We start from the raw sequence: 17988 nt of genomic DNA, 5'->3' as shown, positions 1-17988 counted from the left end.
CCTTAGGTTATCCTGCGGCCCTGCGCGTCGATCACCGGCTCGCCGTCTTCTTTGCTGAAGGCGCCGCGCTGCGGATCCGGCAGAATCTCCAACACCGCCTCCGACGGACGGCATAGGCGCGTGCCAAGCGGCGTCACCACGATGGGGCGATTGATCAGGATCGGCTGTTGCACCATGAAGTCGATCAGTTGTTCGTCGCTCCAGGCGCTGTCGTCCAGCTGCAGCTCGGCGTAAGGCTCGACGTTTTTTCGCAACAACGCGCGCGGCGGCATGTTCATGTCGGCCAGCAACGCAATCAACCGTTCGCGGCTGGGAGGCGTTTCCAGATACAGAATCACCTCCGGCTCAACGCCGCTGTTGCGGATCAGCGCCAACGTATTGCGCGACGTGCCGCAGGCCGGGTTGTGATAAATCTTGATACTGCTCATGACGGTTTCTCCGGTTAGGATAAAACGGACAGCCGCAGCGCCAGCGCTGCCAGGGTGACGAACAGAATTGGCAGCGTCATCACCAGTCCTGCGCGGAAATAATAGCCCCAGGTAATGACGATGTTTTTCCTTGCCAACACATGCAGCCACAGCAACGTGGCCAGGCTGCCGATCGGGGTGATTTTAGGGCCGAGATCGCTGCCGATGACGTTAGCGTAAATCATCGCCTGCCTGATGACGCCTTCCGCGCCGCTGCCGTCGATCGACAGCGCCCCCACCAGCACCGTCGGCATGTTATTCATGACGGAAGAGAGAAACGCACTCAGGAAGCCGGTGCCGAGCGTCGCCGCCCACAGCCCCTGCCGCGCCAGCGCATCCAGCACACCGGACAGCAGATCGGTCAAGCCGGCATTGCGCAGCCCATAGACCACCAGATACATGCCCAGCGAGAAAATCACGATCTGCCAGGGCGCCCCGCGCAGTACTTTACCGGTATCGATCGCCCGCCCGCGTTTCGCAACCGCCAGCAGCACCAGCGCGCCGCTGGCGGCGACCAAACTCACCGGCACGCCGAGCGGTTCCAGGGCGAAAAAGCCAATCAGCAACAGCGCCAATACCGCCCAACCGGCTCGAAACGTCGCGCGATCGCGAATCGCTTCCCGCGGCACCGGTAAACGCGTCAGCGCATAGCCCGGCGGAATATCCTTGCGGAAGAACAGATGCAACATCACCAGCGTCGCCGCCACGGCGACGAGGTTGACCGGCACCATCACCGCCGCATACTCCGTAAAGCCCAAGTGAAAGAAATCCGCCGAAACGATATTCACCAGGTTGGACACCACCAGCGGCAGGCTGGCGGTATCGGCGATAAAGCCCGCCGCCATGACGAAAGCCAGCACCGCAGCAGGACGAAAACCGAGCGCCGACAGCATGGCGATCACGATCGGCGTGAGGATTAACGCGGCGCCATCATTGGCGAACAGCGCCGCCACAGCCGCGCCCAACAGGAGCATATAGGTAAACAGCCAGCGGCCCCTGCCGTTGCCCCAGCGCGCGACGTGCAAGGCGGCCCAGGCGAAAAAGCCGCTTTCATCCAGCAACAGGCTGATGATGATGACGGCGATAAAGGTCGCAGTCGCATTCCAGACTATCTGCCATACCACGGGGATGTCGCCGACGTGCACCACGCCGCTCAATAATGCCAATCCCGCCCCGATCGACGCACTCCAGCCAATACCCAGCCCTTTCGGTTGCCAGATGACCAAGATCAACGTCAGAATAAAGATCGCCCCTGCCACTATCATCGCTGCCCTTCCGCCCTTTTAAGTTTACATATTCGATTTTTCATACGTGTTTGCGTAAATTTTTTACCGTTACGGGCAACCTTTCGCCACGCGTTGCGCTAACTCCGTCATCTGTTCTGGCCGGCACTGATAAGCCTGCTCAATAATCGCCGCCGCCCAGGCCGGCATATGCGGCGACAGGCGATAATGTATCCATTTACCATCGCGCCGATCGAGCAGCAGCCCGCTTTCACGCAGCATCGCCAGATGCCTTGAAATCTTGGGTTGCGGCAGCGCCAGTGCGCCCGACAGCTCGCACACGCACAGTTCACCGGCGTGGCGCAACAGCAGCACCAAGGTCAGACGCGTCTCGTCAGACAGGTTTTTAAACAGCTTCAGCGGCGTCAATGACGGCATGTCACACTCCCGTTAACCTTTCTCTTCACCACAACTCGCTCGTGAAGATACCAGCTTCATATGCGAAAAAACAAATATAAAATGCAAAACGTTGCCCTCCTCACCGAGACATATACTTATCTTTATGCCGTTCTTGCAGGAAGGAGGTACCATGCCGCTCACATTCAAACGTTCGGAAAGGCTCTCCATCGGCACCGAAATAGAGTTACAGCTGGTCGATGCCGAACACTACGATCTTACGGATCGAGCCGATCGGGTGGTCGGCGCGGTCGGCGACCGCCGGCGCGTCAAGCATGAGCTCACCAAATCGATGGTGGAACTGAACAGCTCGGTGCACCGCGATCTCGATGAGCTGCACACCGAGCTGCGCGCCCTGACCCATACCGTCCGGCGCTGCGCGCAGCGCCTGGGCTGTGACGTCTGCGGCGGTGGCCGCCACCTGAGCAACGACTGGCGCAAGCAGGTCATCAGCGACAACGCGCGCTACAGGCAGCTGGCCAGCCGTTTTGGCTATCTCTCCAAGCTGGCCTGCGTGTTCGGCCAACACATTCACCTCGGCGTCAACGACGGGGACGAAGCGATGTACCTGTGCCATGCGCTGACGCCCTACTTTCCGCAGTTGATCGCGCTCAGCGCCTCGTCGCCGCTGTATCAAGGGGTCGACACGTGCTTTGCCAGTTCCCGCTTCAGCGCCCAGAACTCCTTCCCCAACTACGGATGCCTGGAACACATCTACAGCTGGCATGAATTCAACGCCTACTACGAACGGTTGAATGCCGCCGGCGTGATTGAAAGCGTCAAGGATATTTACTGGGATGCGCGGCCAAAACCGGAGCTGGGCACGGTGGAGATCCGCATCTGCGATACGCCGCTGCGCCTCACCCACGCCGTGCTGCTGGTCGGTTACTGCCGCCTGCTGGCCGATTTTCTGTTGCAGCACCGCTCACCGATCGCGCCGGAATACGATGCCTTCACCAATTACAACAAGATCAACGCCTATCGCAGCGGTTTTGCCGCCGAATACGTCGATCCCGCGACGCTGCGCCGCAGCAGCCTGACCGCCCACATCCTGCACACTCTCGAAGCGCTGAGCGGTTTTGCCGAGCGACGGGAGGATCGTGCCCTGCTGCAGGCCGTCGAGCGCCATGTCCGCCAGGGCATCAGCGATTCGGAGCATATCCGCCAGATGTTGCACAACGGCCTGCCGCAAGCTCAGGTGATCAAGCGCCTGTGCGATGAGCTGTTGCAGCCTGCAAGTTAAGTTTCGGCTATCGATTCCATACGCCAAAGCCGCTGTTCATTATGTGCTCTTTCGCTACAATCGTGAGCACTGACATTCACCGTATCGAGGACACCATGTACAACTTCTCCCGCTATCAGGCAAAAGAACTGGCGCTGGCTTACATGAGCGGCAAAAAACACGATCTGTCGCCGCAGGAATTTTTGCAGCAGCTGAAAAGCAGCGAGCGATCGTTTGAGCATCTGCTGAAACACGGCAGCGAAATGCCGCGTGACGTGCTGGTTAAAAGCTTCTGAACAGCCGGTTGCCGGCCATTTTCCCTCTACGCCGCCGGTGGCGAGCCTGGCAGGCCCGCGCATTCCCGGCCGTTCATCCCACGTTCCTCATCCTGCCTCGTTTCGCCCTCACAGGCGAAAACCCCATAAATTCGCACCTAGAGGCGAATTATTGACATATTCGTATCCAGGTGCGAATTTATAGTCATCCTACTGCAAATAATGGAACACGCCATGCCGACGCCAATCAGCGTAATCAGCGGCGATCTGGTCGATTCCCGCCGATCAGACACCGTCAACTACCTCAATGGGCTGCATAACCTGCTCGATCGGCTGCGGCGTGACGGGCGGCTGCATCAGGTGGAAATCTTTCGCGGCGATGCCTTCCAGGCGCAGGCCGCCCCGGAGGACGGGCTGTTGCTGGCGGTGTACATTCGCCTCGCGCTGCGGGCGATGGGCGCCGCGCACTGGGATGCGCGCATCGCCGTCGGGCTGGGTAGCCAACGGCCCGACGCCGCCGGTTACGGCAGCGCCTTTATCAACTCCGGCAGCGCGCTGGACGCCATGGCAAAAAATTGCCGGCTGGCTCTGAAAACCGACAACGATCGGACAAACGCCATTGTCAGCGATCTGCTGCCGATGTTAGATCATGTGATTGGCCGCCTGTCACAGGCCGAAGCGCGCATCGTTCAGGCGAGAATGTTCGCCGACAGCGGCGCCGCCGTGGCGGACCAGCTGCAAAAAGCCGCCTCCACGGTCTCCGCCGCGCTGAAACGCGCGGCCTACGAGGAAATCATGCGGTTTATTCACGCCATTAACAGGATCGTCTGACCATGGATCTGACCTATGCGCCTTTGCTGGCCTGGCTGTTGCTCGTCCATCTGCTGGCGGATTTTCCGCTGCAGCCGCTGAGTTGGGTGGAAGATAAAATTCGGCATCGCGCGCGTTCGCGTTTTCTGGTGTTGCACGCGTTGCTGCACGGGGTGCTGGCCGCCTGGGCGGTGGCCGGTTTCGGCCTGCTGCATGGCGGGCTTTCTTCACTGCAGGTGCTGGCCAGCCTGCTGGTCATCGCCGTCAGCCACTACCTGATCGATTTGCTGAAAGTCACCGCGATGAACCGCCTGAGCCCGGCCCGCAGTTTCCTGCTCGATCAGGGATTGCATCTGGCGGTGATCGCCTTGCTGTGGCTGGGGCTAACGCCGAACGCCGGTGAACTGCTCGCCGCGCTGGGGCGGCAGCTGGGGCGTTGGCAAACCGGGCTGGTGCTGGTGGCCTACAGCCTGATTTATCTGCCGATGAGCCTGCTGATCGGGCAACTGCTGGCGCACTGGACGCCGCAAATGCCGCCTTCGGCCAAGGCCGACAACGACTCGCTGCTGCGCGCGGGCAAACAGATTGGCTATCTGGAGAGAACGCTGATCCTGACCTTCGTGCTGCTGGGGCAAATCCCGGCGATCGGCTTTTTGCTGGCGGCCAAATCTATCTTCCGTTTCGGCGATCTGCGCCAGAGCGACGATAAGATGCGTACCGAGTATGTGCTGCTCGGCACGTTGTTTTCCTTCACGCTGACCATCATGCTCGGCCTGCTGGTCAACAAACTGCTGTAGCGGTGCAGGGGCGAAGAATTTCGCCCCTGGAGCGAACGCCGAGGCGGCTTACAGCCACTCGCCGAAGCGGCGGATATAGAAACGCTTCATCAACTGGGCGACCACGCAGTAGCTGACCAGCGTAGCGGCCAACCACGGGAAGTATTCCCACGGCAGCGGCTGCAGGCCAACCAGGGCGCCGAGCGGCGAGAACGGAATGTAGATGCCGAGCGCCATCACCAACCCGGTGGTCAGCAACACCGGCAGCGCCGCGGTGCTCTGAATGAACGGGATCTTCTGGGTGCGCAGCATATGCACCACCAGCGTTTGCGACAGCAGCCCCTCAATGAACCAGCCGGACTGGAACAGCGCCTGGTGTTCTACGCTGTTGGCGGCGAAGACGTACCACATCAGCGCATAGGTCGTAATATCGAAGATCGACGAGGTCGGCCCAATCCACAGCATAAAGCGCCCGATGTTTTTGGAATCCCACTTGCGCGGCTTGCGCAGGAACTCTTTGTCCATCTTGTCCCACGGCAGCGACAGCTGGGAAATGTCGTACATCAGGTTTTGAATCAACAGGTGGATCGCCAGCATCGGCAGGAACGGGATGAAAGCGCTCGCCACCAGCACCGAGAACACGTTGCCGAAGTTGGAGCTGGCGGTCATGTTCAGGTACTTGATGATATTGCCGAAGGTTTCGCGCCCTTTGATCACCCCCTCTTCCAGCACCATCAGGTTCTTTTCCAACAGGATGATGTCCGCCGATTCCTTGGCGATGTCGGTGCCGGTGTCGACCGAGATGCCGACGTCGGCGTCGCGCAGCGCCGGCGCATCGTTGATGCCGTCGCCGAGGAAGCCGACGGTATGGCCGTTGCTCTGCAACATTTTCAGCACCCGCGATTTCTGCAGCGGCGTCAGCTTGGTGAAGACCGTACGCTGTTCCACTTCGCGCGCCAGCTCTTCGTCATCCATCTGTTCAATCTGCAGCCCGGAGAGCGGCTCGCCCGGCTCCAGGCCGACATCGCGGCAAATCTTACAGGTGATCACCGGGTTGTCGCCGGTCAGCACCTTCACCGTCACACCGTTTTCCTGCAGCGCGGCGATCGCCTGCTGCGCGCTCTCCTTCGGCGGGTCAAGGAAAGTCAGCAGCCCTTGCACCACCATGTCGCGCTCGTCGGCCACGCTCAACGGTTCGGCCGGGCGCTTCGCATCCAGTTCGCGCGTCGCCAGCACCAGCACGCGGAAACCGTCTTCGTTATACTCGCGAGCCAACGCCTGCAGCGCCGCACGGCGCGCGTCGTCCAGTTCCAGCGTTTTGTCGCCTTCGCGCACGTGGGTGGCGATCTCAAGCATCTCCTCTACCGCGCCCTTACAGATCAGCTGCTGCTTGCCATTTTCGTCCGCCACCACGATCGACAAACGGCGGCGCACGAAATCGAACGGCAGCTCATCCACCTTGCTGAAACGCCCCAGGGCTTCAATCCCCGGTTTGCCGCGGCCAAAGCGGATCACCGCCTGATCCATCAGGTTCTTCATGCCGCTTTGATGGAAGCTGTTCAGCCAGGCCAGGTGCAGCACCTCGTTATCTCTGGCGCCAGTGACGTCGATGTGGTGCTCGAGAATGATGCGATCCTGGGTCAGCGTGCCGGTCTTGTCGGTGCAGAGGACGTCCATGGCGCCGAAGTTCTGAATGGCGTTCAGGCGCTTCACCACCACCTTGCGGCGCGACATGGCGATCGCCCCTTTCGCCAGGTTGGAGCTGACGATCATCGGCAGCATTTCCGGCGTCAGACCGACCGCCACCGCCAGTGCGAACAGCGCCGCCTCGCTCCAGTCGCCTTTGGTGAAACCGTTGATCAGCAACACCACCGGCACCATCACCAGCATGAAGCGAATCAGCAGCCAGCTGACGCTGTTCACCCCGCGATCGAACGCGGTTTGCGCCCGCGAACCGACGATCGACTTGGCCAGCGAGCCGAAGTAAGTGCGCCCGCCGGTCGCCACCACCACCGCCGTGGCGGTGCCGCTGGCGACGTTGGTGCCCATCAGGCAGATATTGGACAGCTCAAGCAGCGCGTTCTCGCTGGATACTTCCCCTTCGCTCGACTTCTGCGCCACGTTGCCCATGGCATCGTATTTCTCGATCGGGATCGCTTCGCCGGTCAAAATCGCCTGGCTGATGAACAGATCGCGCGAGGCGATAAGACGCACGTCGGCCGGCACCATGTCACCGGCGGAGAGCTGAATGATATCCCCCGGCACCAGTTCACGGATCGGCACTTCCAGCGTCAGCGGATGCGCGCTGTAGCTGCTGCGGCGCAGCACCGTGGCGGTGGTGCGCACCATCGACTTCAACGCTTCCGCCGCTTTGTTGGTGCGGTATTCCTGCCAAAAACGCAGCAGCCCGCTCAGCGTGACCATGGTCAGGATGATAATGACGCCGGTGAGTTCAGTTTCTTCACCGTTCTGGCGCGGCAGCCAATAATCGGTAAAGAAACTGATCGCAGCCAGCACCATCAGTACGAAGATAAACGGGTTGTTGAAGGCCTTGATCAGCTGAATCAAGGCATGCGGCGCCTTGTCGTGGGCGACCTGGTTGGCGCCGAACTGCTCCAGCCGCTCATCGGCGTCGTCCTGGGTCAAGCCGTTGCGGTTGCACTTCAGGTTCGCCAGCGTTTGGGCGATGCTGTTGGTCGCCTCTTGCGCAATGGCGTAGGCCGCCGCATCTTTATCACGGCGAGGCATTCTTTCATTAATCTGAGTCATAACGCTATTCTCTTATTTTCTTTCTACGCACAGGGATATCCCGCCCGATAAACAGGTGACTCTGCGCAGAGTGGAATTTTTAATTAGCGTGACTAAATGGCGGAATTACCCTGTCAGCCACGCAAGAATCATTTCCCTTCCGGGGTCATCGTCCATAACGCCTCCTTAATGCCCCACGTTATTCAAGGTGCTCATGAATAAAACCGAACATATAATCAAGTTAATCAATATTTATATTATTATTCAGACTGGTAATTCGGACGCGACGCGCCAGCGAACGGCACTCACGCTTTTTTCCAGACTGACGCGGCAAACAATACCTTCGATTTCTTTTTGCGCGGCCGGAGTGGCGGTAATTTCCGCGCACACTTCCAATTGCCCCGGACTGGAAATATCGGCGCTGCGCAAGGATTGCAGCCGCAAGGCGACGCCGTTCAGCGCCTGCAAGATCAGGGTGCGCACCAGAATTTCGTCCTGCTCGCCGCAGGTCACCTGAATGCGGTAGCACAATTCCAGATCGGTCGCCTGCTGATGCGGCTGCAGATTGATGCGCTGCGCGGCTTCGCGCAGCAGGATATTGGCGCACAGGATCACCAGCGTAGCGACCACCGCATCCCAATGCTGGCCCAGGCCGCACAGGACGCCAATCCCCGCCGAACACCACAGCGTGGCGGCGGTGTTGAGGCCGCGAATGTTCAGCCCTTCACGCATGATAACGCCGGCGCCGAGGAAACCGATACCGGATACGATCTGCGCGGCCACCCGGCCGGCGCTGGCCGGATCGGTGGACATGGCGCTGAGAATAAAGACCGCCGCACCGGTCGCCACCAGCGCATTGGTGCGCAGGCCAGCCATGCGCTGGCGCCACTGGCGCTCAGCGCCAATTACCGCGCCCAGGCACATCGCCAGCAATAAATTTAAAACGAAAGGAGTCATCGCCATGACTGTCCCCTTAATAACCGCAGGAGATAAAATCATGTGCTGTTTAGCACACGCGAAAGCGCGCTGAAAATAAATCAGCGAATCAGCGTGTCGTGCCTGGAGGGAAAAGGCTGTGGCTGCAAAATACCATAATAACGTCCAACTCGATTCACCTGAAACCGTCAGGCATCAGGAAACGTTTATTACTCGGGTATGCACAGCTCAGAAATAACTGGAGAGGGGTGCTGCCCGCCGATAACGGCAAGCAACAAATCAGAAGAGAATTGGTCAGCTTGCCTTATTTGTTTTATTACAACTACAACTGTCCAATTGGGTTTCTCCACCGAAATTTTGGCTGAGTATAGTGACGTCGGATAATGAAGTAAAGGCTAATTTATTAAACGAAAAATAAACTGGAATACGGCGATGATATTTCGATGTCACAAATAGAAGATGGCGACATTGGGCGCCGACACCGCCTTCCGGCCGCTGCATCAGGCCCTATGGGACAAAGCGCTGACCGCCAATTTCAGCGCGCAGCCTTTCGCCGGCATCGCGGCCCACAGCCTGCGCGCCACACTGGCCGACGGCCGCACGTTCGACGTTGCGCCTTAGCAAGGTCGCCGGCAGTGGGCTACGCTAGGCTATATTTCCGACGACCCGCAAGGAGTGGCCGATGACGCCTCTGATCCACACTCTGCTCGACGAAATTTGGCAAAGCCTGGGGCAGCGCCCCGCCCCCGCCGACCGGCTAACCGTAAGCGGCACCGGCGCATTGCCTTCGGCGTTTCCCGTGACCGAATTGGCTACCGCCGCCTGGGGCGCCGCCGGTTTGGCCTGCGCCGAGTTGCTTCGCCGCGAGGCGGCCGACGCGCCGCAGGTCTGGATCGATCAACGCCTGGCCTCGCTCTGGTTCGGCTGGACGCTGCGTCCGCTGGGGTGGACGCTGCCTGCGGCCTGGGATGCACTGGCCGGCGACTATGCGACGGCGGATGGCTGGATACGCCTGCATACCAATGCGCCGCACCATCGGCGAGCGGTGGAGCAGGTGCTGGGTTCGGCATCGGATAAAGGCACGCTGGCGGAACGCGTGCTGGGCTGGAAAAAAAGCGAGCTGGAGGAAGCGGTGATCGAGGCCGGCGGCTGCGCGGCCCAAATGCGCTCGGCGGCCGCGTGGCGACAACATATTCAGGGCAAAAGCGTGGCGCTCGAACCGCTGATCCACGCCTCGCTGCAGCCGGAAGCGCCACCGCCGGGCTGGGCGCTACCCGTCGCCCGGCCGCTGCACGGCGTGCGGGTGCTGGACCTGACGCGCATTCTCGCCGGGCCGATCGCCACGCGTTTTCTTGCCGGTTTGGGCGCCGACGTGCTGCGCATCGATCCCTACGGTTGGGATGAGCCTGGCGTTGAACATGAAGTCATGCTGGGCAAACGCAGCACGCGCCTCAACCTGACCAATGCGCACGATCGCCATACGTTTGAACATCTGCTGAGAAACACCGACGTGATCGTGCACGGCTACCGTGCCGGTGCGCTGGAGAAGTTGGGCTATGGAGCGGAGGAAAGACGCGCGCTGGCGCCGGGCCTGATAGACGTCTGCCTGAATGCCTACGGCTGGAGCGGGCCGTGGCGCACCCGGCGCGGTTTCGACAGCCTGGTACAGATGAGCTGTGGGTTGGCGGAGGCGGGCATGGTTTGGCGCAGCGCCAGTTTGCCGGTGCCGTTGCCGGTACAGGCGCTGGATCACGCCACCGGCTATTTGATGGCGGCGGCGGTGCTGACCGGTATGGCGCAGCGCCTGAGCCGCGGCACCGGCTACCACGCGCGGCTGTCGCTGGCGCGCACGGCGCAGTTGCTGCTGGCGCATCCCTGTTCGGCAGACTACCGGCCGGAACCGCTGGCACCGGCCGGAACCGCCGACGAGAACCCGGAAACGGAATTGACTTACTGGGGGGCCGCGCAACGCCTGCGCGCCCCGTTAAGCCTGCAGGGCACGGCGCTGCAATGGGCGCTGCCGGCGACTACGCTCGGCACCTCGCAACCGGAATGGCTACGCCGCTAAATCGCCGCCAACTGTTGCTGCAGCCACTGCAGCAAGCGGGTGACCGCCGGCGTCAACCCGGCGGTCTGCGGCCACACCAGATAAACGTCGTCATCGCTCAGACGACGGGGCGCGGCCAACGCCACCAGTCTCCCCGCGTCGAGAGCATCCTGGACCAGCAGCTTTTTCGCCAACGCGATGCCAAACCCTTGCTCCGCCGCGCGAATCAACAATCCGGCATCGTTGAACAACGCCTGTTGCCGCCCGCATAACGGCCGCCCCTGCGCGTTGAACCAGTCGCGCCAGGGACTGACGTCGTGCTCGAGCAACGGAATATCGCCACCGTTCTCGAACGCCGCCCCCCATTCTCGCGCCATATCCGGCGAAGCGACAGGCAGCACGTCACCCGACGCGATACGCTGCGCCTGCAGTCCCGCCCATTGACCGCTGCCGATGCGGATCGCCGCATCGAACCCTCGCTGCGACAGATCCTGCAGCGCCAGCGACGCATCGATATCCAGCGCAATATCGGCGCAGGCCTCATGAAAAGCAGGCAGACGCGGCAACAGCCAATAATGGGCAAAAGACGGCAACACGCTGATGCGCAGCGTCTGGCTTGTCGCCGCACGCCGGGCGCGGGCGACGCCCTGCTGCAGCGCCTGCAGCGCCGGTTCCACCGCCGCCAGCATCTCTTTCCCGGCCGCATTCAGGCGCACGCCGCGCCCGCGCCGTTCAAACAGCGGATAGCCGACCGCCTGCTCCAGCAGCTGAATTTGCTGGCTGACCGCACCGTGCGTCAAATGCACCTGTTCCGCCGTAGCGCGCAAATTTTCCAACCTGGCGGCGATCGCAAAGGTCGGCAAGACATGCAGGGGAATGCGTTCATTCATCATTGGTTAACCAGGCTATCCAAAAAGGTTATTTTTCATCGATTTTGACCGGCAGGCAAATGTTCTATGTTTACCCCATCATCCCTGACGCTTTCGGAGCCACCATGCACCCACGTTTACAACAGGATCTCGCGCAGTTTCCGCAGATCCTCGACCACACCCGCCAGTTGGCGGAAGATTTCCTGACCGGGCTGCAGCAACGCTCGGTCTGCCCGCCGCTCGAGCATCAGCAGCTGCAACCGGGCGACGATCGACTAGATGAAAACGGCGAAGGCGCCCTGGCGGCGCTGGAGCGCTTTTGGCAACGTTATCAGGCCGGCATTTCCGCCAGCGCCGGCCCGCGTTATTTCGGCTTCGTCACCGGCGGCGGCACCCCGGCGGCGGTCGCAGCGGACTGGCTGGTTAGCGTGACAGACCAAAATAGCTTGCTCAGCCATGATACCATCGCAGCCACGATCGAGCTGGCGGCCGTGACGCAGTTGAAATCCCTGCTGGGCCTGCCGGAAACGTTCAGCGGCAGCCTGGTCAGCGGCGCGACCATGGCCAATTTCACCGGGCTGGCCATTGGCCGGCAGTGGCTGGGACAACAGCACGGCGTGGATATCGCCCAACAGGGCCTGGCGGCGCTGGGTTCCATCCGGGTATTGTCGGCCAATCCACATTCCAGCAGCGTGAAGGCGCTCAGCATGCTCGGTATCGGCCGCGAGGCGCTGACGACCGTCGCCAGCCTGCCGGAGTCTGAAGCCATGGATATGGAAGCACTGGAACGGCAGCTCGCCGCCGGCGCCGGCCAGCCAACGTTGGTACTGGCCAGCGCCGGTACGGTCAACACCGACGCTTTCGACGACCTGCCGCGTCTGCTGGCGCTGCGGGAGCGTTATCCGTTTTGGCTGCATGTCGATGCGGCATTTGGCGGCGTGGCGGCCTGCTCGCCGCTCTACGCTCCAAGACTTGAGGGCTGGCAGCATGCCAATTCCATCACTGTCGACGCGCACAAATGGCTGAACGTGCCTTATGACAGCGCGATCCAATTTACCCGCCATTTGGATCTGCAAATGCAGGTATTTCAGAACCATTCGGCCTACCTGGAAGCACCGACATTGCGGCCAGACAACTATCTGCATCTGACGCCGGAAAATTCGCGCCGCTTCCGCGCCCTGCCGCTTTGGCTGACGCTGAAAGCCTATGGCCGCAGCGGCATACGGGATATCGTCGAGCGCAACGTCCGATTGGCGCAGGCGCTGGGGGCGGCACTGGCAGCCGATGACGGTTTCCAGCTGCTGGCGCCGGTGAATTTGAACGTGGTGTGCTTCGCACTCAGCCATCCACTGGGCGACAGCGAGGCGGCGCGCGATCGCTTTCTCGAGCGCCTGAGCCGGCACGGCGTGGTGCGCTGCACCCCTACGCGTTATAGCGGTCAGCCGGGGATCCGCGCCGCGCTGGTCAACTGGATGACCGAGGAACAGGACATCCGGCTGGCGTTGGACTCGCTGCGCCATTGCCTGGCGGAAACGGCCTAGCGCGCGCGGCGTATTACCCGAGTTGGAAGGCCTGCAAACGCCGTTCTTGCCGCCCGTCATCGCCGATGTTATCCGGCGACAGCCAGGCGGCAAACGCCGCGCGCCGCGCCGGCCATTCCCCGTCGACGATCGACAGCCAGTCGGTGTCGCGCGTGCGTCCTTTGACGACGACGGCCTGGCGGAACGTGCCTTCATAGCGGAAACCCAAGCGCTCGGCGGCCTGGCGTGAAGGCAGATTGAGGCTATCGCATTTCCATTCGCAGCGCCGGTAGCCAAGATCGTCGAACAGATGCCGCAGCATCAGGAAAATCGCCTCGCTGCCCAGCGCGCTGCGCTTCATCAGCGGCGACCAGTTGATGGTGCCGAGTTCGGCCACGCCGTTGGCAGGATCGATGCGCAAAAAAGCGCAGCTTCCCACCGCGCACCCGTTTGACTGATCGATCACTACCATCGTGTTTCTGTCAGCGCTGGACGCCTGAGCCTGAAGATAACGCTGGAAATCTGCGCGCGACTGCGGCCGTTCCCAAAACAGATAAGTCCAGTCGCGATCGTCCTCGGCGGATTGATAAGCCTGATAAAGCGCCTCCCCCCAGCGCGCGAGGTTAAGCGGTTCGAGGCGGCAAAACCGCCCTTGCAACGGCGAGTGCCCGGGCATGCCTGCCGGCTGCCAATGAGGGAGGGCTTCGCCTATCGGCTGCCCATACTGATTCCGTCTCACCGCGACATCCTGTTTTTGAAAGGTGGAGAGGCAAGTTAAAACCAACGCGAGCCAGAGACAACTCCGACCTGCCATTCCTCCCCTGCGGATCGGGCCGCAGGATGATAGTTTAGAGAAATCACTGAATCACCGTTAAACATTCACGAAAACTATTTCATGTAAAATAAATATCCAGATAACTCATTGTAAAACGGTGATTTATAGCAACAAATAAGCTACACATTCCGGCCATAATGTTAACTTTCGTTTGCCGTTATGATAAAAAAAGAAGTGCTAATCATTAGCATGGAAAGCAGAAAAACACCATAACTTAATGATTTTTAAATAAAAAAAACGAAAAACACCAGATGGAGCGTTTTTTGTCCACTCGAAAAATGCGCTGAAAGACGTCAAAAAAACGACACATGAATTTTTTTTAAGACTTTTCCTAGCAAACTAAAATTTTGTTTCGTGACATGATGAACAGATTCGCGGCAAGCAATGCAGACAGGCACGGGCGCCAAGCGCAGATCAGGCTCAACATGCCGAAGCTGGACGAGCAGCAGATCGCTCTGACTTAAGCCAAACTTATAGATTCATGCAATTAATAAGTTTAGTATGAAAATATCATTGAGTGACGCCGTGTTTATTGATAGAACACTCGCTACACTGAATTATTGCTCCATTTTGCCTTTCGGCTTTTTAGGCTTTTTCTCATATTACCGCAGTAAAACGGATTTAAGTGGGGGTGCGATATGCCAACGATTATCATGGATTCATGTAGCTATACCAGATTGGGGTTAACCGACTATCTGACTTCGCATGGCGTGAAGAAGCGCCATATTAATGCCATCGAGGACATTGACAGCCTGCATGAAAAATGCAGCAAGTTGAATCCGAGCCTGGTGTTTATTAACGAGGACTGCTTCATCCACGAAGCAAACGCCACCGAGCGAATAAAACGGGTCATTTCACTGCACCCGGATACGTTATTCTTCATCTTCATGGCCATTACCAACGTACATTTCGACGATTATTTATATGTTCGCAAGAACGTCATCATATCGTCAAAATCCATCAAGCCAGAGACTATGAATCAGCTACTTAGTCACTATCTCGAGAGAACGTCTCTGCGTACGGAGAAATCCTCTCTGGATCAAACGCCGGTAACGCTGAGCCAGACTGAATCAAACATGTTACGCATGTGGATGTCCGGTCAAGGCACCATCCAGATATCAGACCAGATGCAAATAAAGGCCAAAACGGTCTCTTCCCACAAGGGAAACATCAAGCGGAAAATAAAAACGCACAACAAGCAGATCATTTATCACGTTGTTCGTTTGACCGATACATTGACCAGTGGAATATTCGTCAATAGCCGCTGAACCACAGAGAACGCCCCCGCTCTGTTTTACCAGCCGTTAAATACCCGGTGATAATGTCATCTGGATAGCCGCCGCTGGAACCACAAAAAAATACCTGCTGCGTTATCCCCCGCTAGCGCAACGGGTATTTTTTTGCCGTCGATAAAAAAAATCTTACCGCAATGAAATAATCTCAAAATGGACAATTTCATTAGCAAATTAATGAGATTAGCCTAAGTTACTGCCCGTGCTCGCGACAGGGCTCCACAAACGTGCCGTCACGGCTGTCGATTTCATTAAAAAACCAGACGCCCGCCGGATAGTCGTCAAGAGAAACCAGATACATGGTGCCTTCGTTGAACACCTCTACGGCCAGAATGACGCCTTCACGCCGCGGGCCGCCGTCTGTTTTTACCGTCACTCGATCGTTAACCTGCATACCCTTCTCCATTATTTGCGATTGCCGTCAGTGTATTACAAAACCGGAGGTGATGGACACCGCTCCAGCCCTGCCGGCCTCTGCTATCAGCGTAGCAGCCGCCTGGATTTTCACTTTCTTAACGGTTTGGCCGCAGAATCTTAAGCCGGTCTCGCGTAGCCTGTCTTCAGGCGTTTCCCCCCCAGAGAAGCGCTCGCAAATGAAGAAGTAACAAGGAACTTTTGCCCGCAGACTTGCGGGCTTTTTTTTGCGCACCGCTGAATTGCAGGCATAAAAAAACCCGCCGCGGCGGGTTTTTCTCAATCAGCGCCAGGCGCCAATTAGATAGCGGTAACGTTAGCCGCAGATGGACCTTTCGCACCGTTCTCGATAGAGAACTGTACGTTCTGGCCTTCAGCCAGGGTCTTGAAGCCTTGATCCTGGATAGCAGAGAAGTGTACGAATACGTCTTTGCTGCCGTCTGCTGGGGTGATGAAACCAAAACCTTTAGCTTCGTTGAACCACTTCACTTGACCTTTGATCATGTTAGACATGTCTAATTTCCTTCAATAATAAATGTAAGCCGCCATGGGCGAGGTAGCCGGTCATCAGTTACTTATGGAGGCACTGGAAAGGAAATTCGTCAGAGAAGGGCTATCCGGGATAACGCTTTAAATTTGAACTACTTTACTCAAAATGTCGTGCATAAATAGGTCTGTACCACAGGCCGACATCATTAACTCATGAGCGAGCGGCAATAGCAACCTTTTTCGCCGCAATGGGGCGCTAATCTCGGCTAAACGCACAGGAATTGACCCTGTCTGCCGATAGGGCCGCCGCCTGACTCGCCCGTAACGCCCAAGGCAAATGATAGTAATTCTCGTTCTGCTGTTTTATAGTTGCCTGACGAAATCATTCAGGGAGATTCACCATGCCGAGATGGCTTACATTACCGGCTGTCAGTACCGCCGCCCTGCTGGCCTTTGCCGCTTACAGCGCTCCGCAGAGTGCACTGGAGCTCAATTATCAAGCCCCCGACCCCAGCATGGCTCCCGCGCCCAAGCCGCCTGCCTCCTCTGAGCCGGCCCCCAAAACGGGAAAACCGCCGATCGCCTGGACAGAGGCGAGAGATAAAAGCGGTTTTCGCGTCGATATTGAGTGCGATCATCCTGGCTGCAGCAAACCGCGCGCCAAACCTTATCCCGCGTATGAAGGCCCGGTGAAGAAAACCGATCGCCGCCGCCAGTCTGATCCTTATTCCACCAATCAGGATCCCGATTACAACATTCAGTTGGGCTATGAGTGGTAGTGGCGCTTTCGGAGTAATGCCTATATCAGCCTCCTTTGCCGCTGCATAGAATATGCCTCAGTTCACCACTCCTCCTGGTGTTGAACACAACAAGCTGTGTTGCAAATCTTTATGCGCCTCCCTATAGGCGCTTTTTTTTGGGGCCTATCCCTCAAAGCGTCTTCCGATTACAGATTGCTCTCATTGCCCCACAAAGTGATGAATGTCACAAATACGCCTCCTTGCCATTCTTATTCGGAGGTAACGTTCATGGCCACAGGATCCCTTGCCCTCCTGGCCGTCTTGGCCGGCATTGCGGGCTTCGCCCTCTACAAGCATTTAAAATCTCAGAAAAAAAGCACACTCGTCCGCCCGCACGATCGGTAACCGACAACGCGCTTTCACCGCGAAGGCCCGGCACATCGCACGCCGCGCCTTCGCGGGCTGTCATGCTTTCATCACAAAATTGTCACATTATGGCCATATGATGATTCGCGTTTATCCGCTCTGGCTTAACACCAAGGATTTCGCCCATGACCATAATTAAAGCTGCAAACCATCAGGAAGCAGAAAAACTCATCCGCGCCGGCACCGCCAAGAAAATCGAACTGGCCTACGATATCGGCAGCGACGACTTCTTCCAGCTTGCCAGCCTGTGGTGCGATAAAGGCGCCAAAATCTCCAAAGGAAAAGAACACTTCATCGTCTCGTTGAAAGGGTTCCGCATCCCGCCTAACGATTAATGCCCTGCCGCCCATCGCGGCGGCTTCGCCCCTTCCTCGCAAAACCGCTCTATTCAACCACGCGCGCCTCATTCGATTTCGCTAAGCTAACAGCAGACTTTATTGCGG

Annotated in this window: 19 protein-coding genes; 10 read left to right on the top strand and 9 right to left on the bottom strand. The window is 58.5% G+C overall.

The features are described 5' to 3' along the window. Positions 1-2: 2 nt before the first annotated feature. From arsC to ACMGGK_RS08295, 3 genes are all read right to left on the bottom strand, one after another. Positions 3-428 (bottom strand): glutaredoxin-dependent arsenate reductase, encoded by a 426-nt coding sequence (gene arsC / locus ACMGGK_RS08305; protein ID WP_016927221.1) that lies wholly within the window; start codon positions 426-428, stop codon positions 3-5. A gap of 14 nt (positions 429-442) precedes the next feature. Further along, positions 443-1732 (bottom strand): arsenic transporter, encoded by a 1290-nt coding sequence (locus ACMGGK_RS08300; RefSeq protein WP_049300279.1) that lies wholly within the window; start codon positions 1730-1732, stop codon positions 443-445. 69 nt (positions 1733-1801) lie between these two features. After that, positions 1802-2128 carry a metalloregulator ArsR/SmtB family transcription factor gene (locus ACMGGK_RS08295; RefSeq protein ID WP_049300280.1) on the bottom strand — a complete coding sequence of 109 codons (327 nt, stop codon included), beginning with the start codon at positions 2126-2128 and terminating at the stop codon, positions 1802-1804. Between the two features lie 151 nt (positions 2129-2279). Between ACMGGK_RS08295 and ACMGGK_RS08290 the strand changes: the two genes are divergently transcribed. From ACMGGK_RS08290 to ACMGGK_RS08275, 4 genes are all read left to right on the top strand, one after another. Continuing rightward, positions 2280-3389, top strand: a complete 1110-nt coding sequence (locus ACMGGK_RS08290) for a YbdK family carboxylate-amine ligase (RefSeq protein ID WP_420276830.1) — start codon at positions 2280-2282, stop codon at positions 3387-3389. A gap of 95 nt (positions 3390-3484) precedes the next feature. Then, positions 3485-3664, top strand: coding sequence for a hypothetical protein (locus tag ACMGGK_RS08285; protein WP_004935085.1), 180 nt, complete (start codon positions 3485-3487; stop codon positions 3662-3664). Positions 3665-3877: 213 nt separating this feature from the next. Further along, positions 3878-4474: a hypothetical protein gene (locus ACMGGK_RS08280; RefSeq protein WP_015378329.1), complete on the top strand. Its 597-nt coding sequence runs from the start codon at positions 3878-3880 to the stop codon at positions 4472-4474. Between the two features lie 2 nt (positions 4475-4476). Continuing rightward, on the top strand, positions 4477-5250 hold the full coding sequence (locus ACMGGK_RS08275; RefSeq protein ID WP_016927216.1) for a DUF3307 domain-containing protein: 774 nt from the start codon (positions 4477-4479) through the stop codon (positions 5248-5250). A 48-nt stretch (positions 5251-5298) separates the two neighbouring features. Here ACMGGK_RS08275 and mgtA read toward each other — a convergent pair whose 3' ends face one another. Then, positions 5299-7998, bottom strand: coding sequence for a magnesium-translocating P-type ATPase (gene mgtA, locus ACMGGK_RS08270; RefSeq protein WP_420276829.1), 2700 nt, complete (start codon positions 7996-7998; stop codon positions 5299-5301). A gap of 243 nt (positions 7999-8241) precedes the next feature. Continuing rightward, on the bottom strand, positions 8242-8940 hold the full coding sequence (locus ACMGGK_RS08265) for an MgtC family protein (RefSeq protein ID WP_028128127.1): 699 nt from the start codon (positions 8938-8940) through the stop codon (positions 8242-8244). Between the two features lie 432 nt (positions 8941-9372). Here ACMGGK_RS08265 and ACMGGK_RS08260 point away from each other — a divergent pair, with 432 nt between their 5' ends. Continuing rightward, on the top strand, positions 9373-9534 hold the full coding sequence (locus ACMGGK_RS08260; RefSeq protein ID WP_176062997.1) for a hypothetical protein: 162 nt from the start codon (positions 9373-9375) through the stop codon (positions 9532-9534). A 61-nt stretch (positions 9535-9595) separates the two neighbouring features. Continuing rightward, positions 9596-10981, top strand: coding sequence for a CoA transferase (locus ACMGGK_RS08255; RefSeq protein ID WP_143778263.1), 1386 nt, complete (start codon positions 9596-9598; stop codon positions 10979-10981). On the opposite strand, the gene ACMGGK_RS08250 is transcribed toward ACMGGK_RS08255, so the two are convergent. Next, a complete protein-coding gene (locus ACMGGK_RS08250; RefSeq protein ID WP_016927211.1) occupies positions 10978-11853 on the bottom strand; it encodes a LysR substrate-binding domain-containing protein in 876 nt (291 codons plus the stop codon). The two genes, ACMGGK_RS08255 and ACMGGK_RS08250, sit on opposite strands and share 4 nt — an antisense overlap. Positions 11854-11954: 101 nt before the next feature. Between ACMGGK_RS08250 and ACMGGK_RS08245 the strand changes: the two genes are divergently transcribed. Further along, positions 11955-13370, top strand: a complete 1416-nt coding sequence (locus tag ACMGGK_RS08245; RefSeq protein ID WP_420276828.1) for a pyridoxal phosphate-dependent decarboxylase family protein — start codon at positions 11955-11957, stop codon at positions 13368-13370. A 13-nt stretch (positions 13371-13383) separates the two neighbouring features. On the opposite strand, the gene ACMGGK_RS08240 is transcribed toward ACMGGK_RS08245, so the two are convergent. Further along, complete coding sequence (locus ACMGGK_RS08240) at positions 13384-14025, bottom strand: GNAT family N-acetyltransferase (RefSeq protein WP_016927209.1); 642 nt, start codon at positions 14023-14025, stop codon at positions 13384-13386. A gap of 797 nt (positions 14026-14822) precedes the next feature. Between ACMGGK_RS08240 and rcsA the strand changes: the two genes are divergently transcribed. Then, a complete protein-coding gene (rcsA, locus tag ACMGGK_RS08235; RefSeq protein ID WP_004935115.1) occupies positions 14823-15452 on the top strand; it encodes a transcriptional regulator RcsA in 630 nt (209 codons plus the stop codon). Positions 15453-15669: 217 nt separating this feature from the next. Here rcsA and dsrB read toward each other — a convergent pair whose 3' ends face one another. Together dsrB and cspE are read right to left on the bottom strand one after the other, a co-directional pair. After that, positions 15670-15870, bottom strand: a complete 201-nt coding sequence (gene dsrB, locus ACMGGK_RS08230; RefSeq protein WP_004935117.1) for a protein DsrB — start codon at positions 15868-15870, stop codon at positions 15670-15672. 320 nt (positions 15871-16190) lie between these two features. Continuing rightward, the gene (cspE, locus tag ACMGGK_RS08225; RefSeq protein ID WP_004935122.1) at positions 16191-16403 is read right to left on the bottom strand and encodes a transcription antiterminator/RNA stability regulator CspE; all 213 of its coding nucleotides are present in this window, start codon (positions 16401-16403) and stop codon (positions 16191-16193) included. Positions 16404-16780: 377 nt separating this feature from the next. Here cspE and ACMGGK_RS08220 point away from each other — a divergent pair, with 377 nt between their 5' ends. Both ACMGGK_RS08220 and ACMGGK_RS08215 read left to right on the top strand, forming a co-directional pair. Beyond that, a complete protein-coding gene (locus ACMGGK_RS08220; protein WP_033639980.1) occupies positions 16781-17158 on the top strand; it encodes a hypothetical protein in 378 nt (125 codons plus the stop codon). A gap of 512 nt (positions 17159-17670) precedes the next feature. Continuing rightward, positions 17671-17880: a hypothetical protein gene (locus tag ACMGGK_RS08215; RefSeq protein ID WP_004935132.1), complete on the top strand. Its 210-nt coding sequence runs from the start codon at positions 17671-17673 to the stop codon at positions 17878-17880. Positions 17881-17988 lie beyond the last annotated feature (108 nt).

The sequence above is a fragment of the Serratia sp. BNK-33-b genome (assembly GCF_048684565.1).
Taxonomy (GTDB): domain Bacteria; phylum Pseudomonadota; class Gammaproteobacteria; order Enterobacterales; family Enterobacteriaceae; genus Serratia; species Serratia marcescens.
Note: the sequence above shows the minus strand (reverse complement) of the source record. Positions and strands in the feature narration are given on the sequence as shown.

Excerpts from the sequence above, each read along its gene's own strand:
- arsC (WP_016927221.1), bottom strand. The coding sequence starts at position 428 with ATGAGCAGTATCAAGATTTATCACAACCCGGCCTGCGGCACGTCGCGC.
- ACMGGK_RS08300 (WP_049300279.1), bottom strand. The coding sequence starts at position 1,732 with ATGATAGTGGCAGGGGCGATCTTTATTCTGACGTTGATCTTGGTCATC.
- ACMGGK_RS08295 (WP_049300280.1), bottom strand. The coding sequence starts at position 2,128 with ATGCCGTCATTGACGCCGCTGAAGCTGTTTAAAAACCTGTCTGACGAG.
- ACMGGK_RS08290 (WP_420276830.1), top strand. The coding sequence starts at position 2,280 with ATGCCGCTCACATTCAAACGTTCGGAAAGGCTCTCCATCGGCACCGAA.
- ACMGGK_RS08285 (WP_004935085.1), top strand. The coding sequence starts at position 3,485 with ATGTACAACTTCTCCCGCTATCAGGCAAAAGAACTGGCGCTGGCTTAC.
- ACMGGK_RS08280 (WP_015378329.1), top strand. The coding sequence starts at position 3,878 with ATGCCGACGCCAATCAGCGTAATCAGCGGCGATCTGGTCGATTCCCGC.
- ACMGGK_RS08275 (WP_016927216.1), top strand. The coding sequence starts at position 4,477 with ATGGATCTGACCTATGCGCCTTTGCTGGCCTGGCTGTTGCTCGTCCAT.
- mgtA (WP_420276829.1), bottom strand. The coding sequence starts at position 7,998 with ATGACTCAGATTAATGAAAGAATGCCTCGCCGTGATAAAGATGCGGCG.
- ACMGGK_RS08265 (WP_028128127.1), bottom strand. The coding sequence starts at position 8,940 with ATGGCGATGACTCCTTTCGTTTTAAATTTATTGCTGGCGATGTGCCTG.
- ACMGGK_RS08260 (WP_176062997.1), top strand. The coding sequence starts at position 9,373 with ATGGCGACATTGGGCGCCGACACCGCCTTCCGGCCGCTGCATCAGGCC.
- ACMGGK_RS08255 (WP_143778263.1), top strand. The coding sequence starts at position 9,596 with ATGACGCCTCTGATCCACACTCTGCTCGACGAAATTTGGCAAAGCCTG.
- ACMGGK_RS08250 (WP_016927211.1), bottom strand. The coding sequence starts at position 11,853 with ATGATGAATGAACGCATTCCCCTGCATGTCTTGCCGACCTTTGCGATC.
- ACMGGK_RS08245 (WP_420276828.1), top strand. The coding sequence starts at position 11,955 with ATGCACCCACGTTTACAACAGGATCTCGCGCAGTTTCCGCAGATCCTC.
- ACMGGK_RS08240 (WP_016927209.1), bottom strand. The coding sequence starts at position 14,025 with ATGCCCGGGCACTCGCCGTTGCAAGGGCGGTTTTGCCGCCTCGAACCG.
- rcsA (WP_004935115.1), top strand. The coding sequence starts at position 14,823 with ATGCCAACGATTATCATGGATTCATGTAGCTATACCAGATTGGGGTTA.
- dsrB (WP_004935117.1), bottom strand. The coding sequence starts at position 15,870 with ATGCAGGTTAACGATCGAGTGACGGTAAAAACAGACGGCGGCCCGCGG.
- cspE (WP_004935122.1), bottom strand. The coding sequence starts at position 16,403 with ATGTCTAACATGATCAAAGGTCAAGTGAAGTGGTTCAACGAAGCTAAA.
- ACMGGK_RS08220 (WP_033639980.1), top strand. The coding sequence starts at position 16,781 with ATGCCGAGATGGCTTACATTACCGGCTGTCAGTACCGCCGCCCTGCTG.
- ACMGGK_RS08215 (WP_004935132.1), top strand. The coding sequence starts at position 17,671 with ATGACCATAATTAAAGCTGCAAACCATCAGGAAGCAGAAAAACTCATC.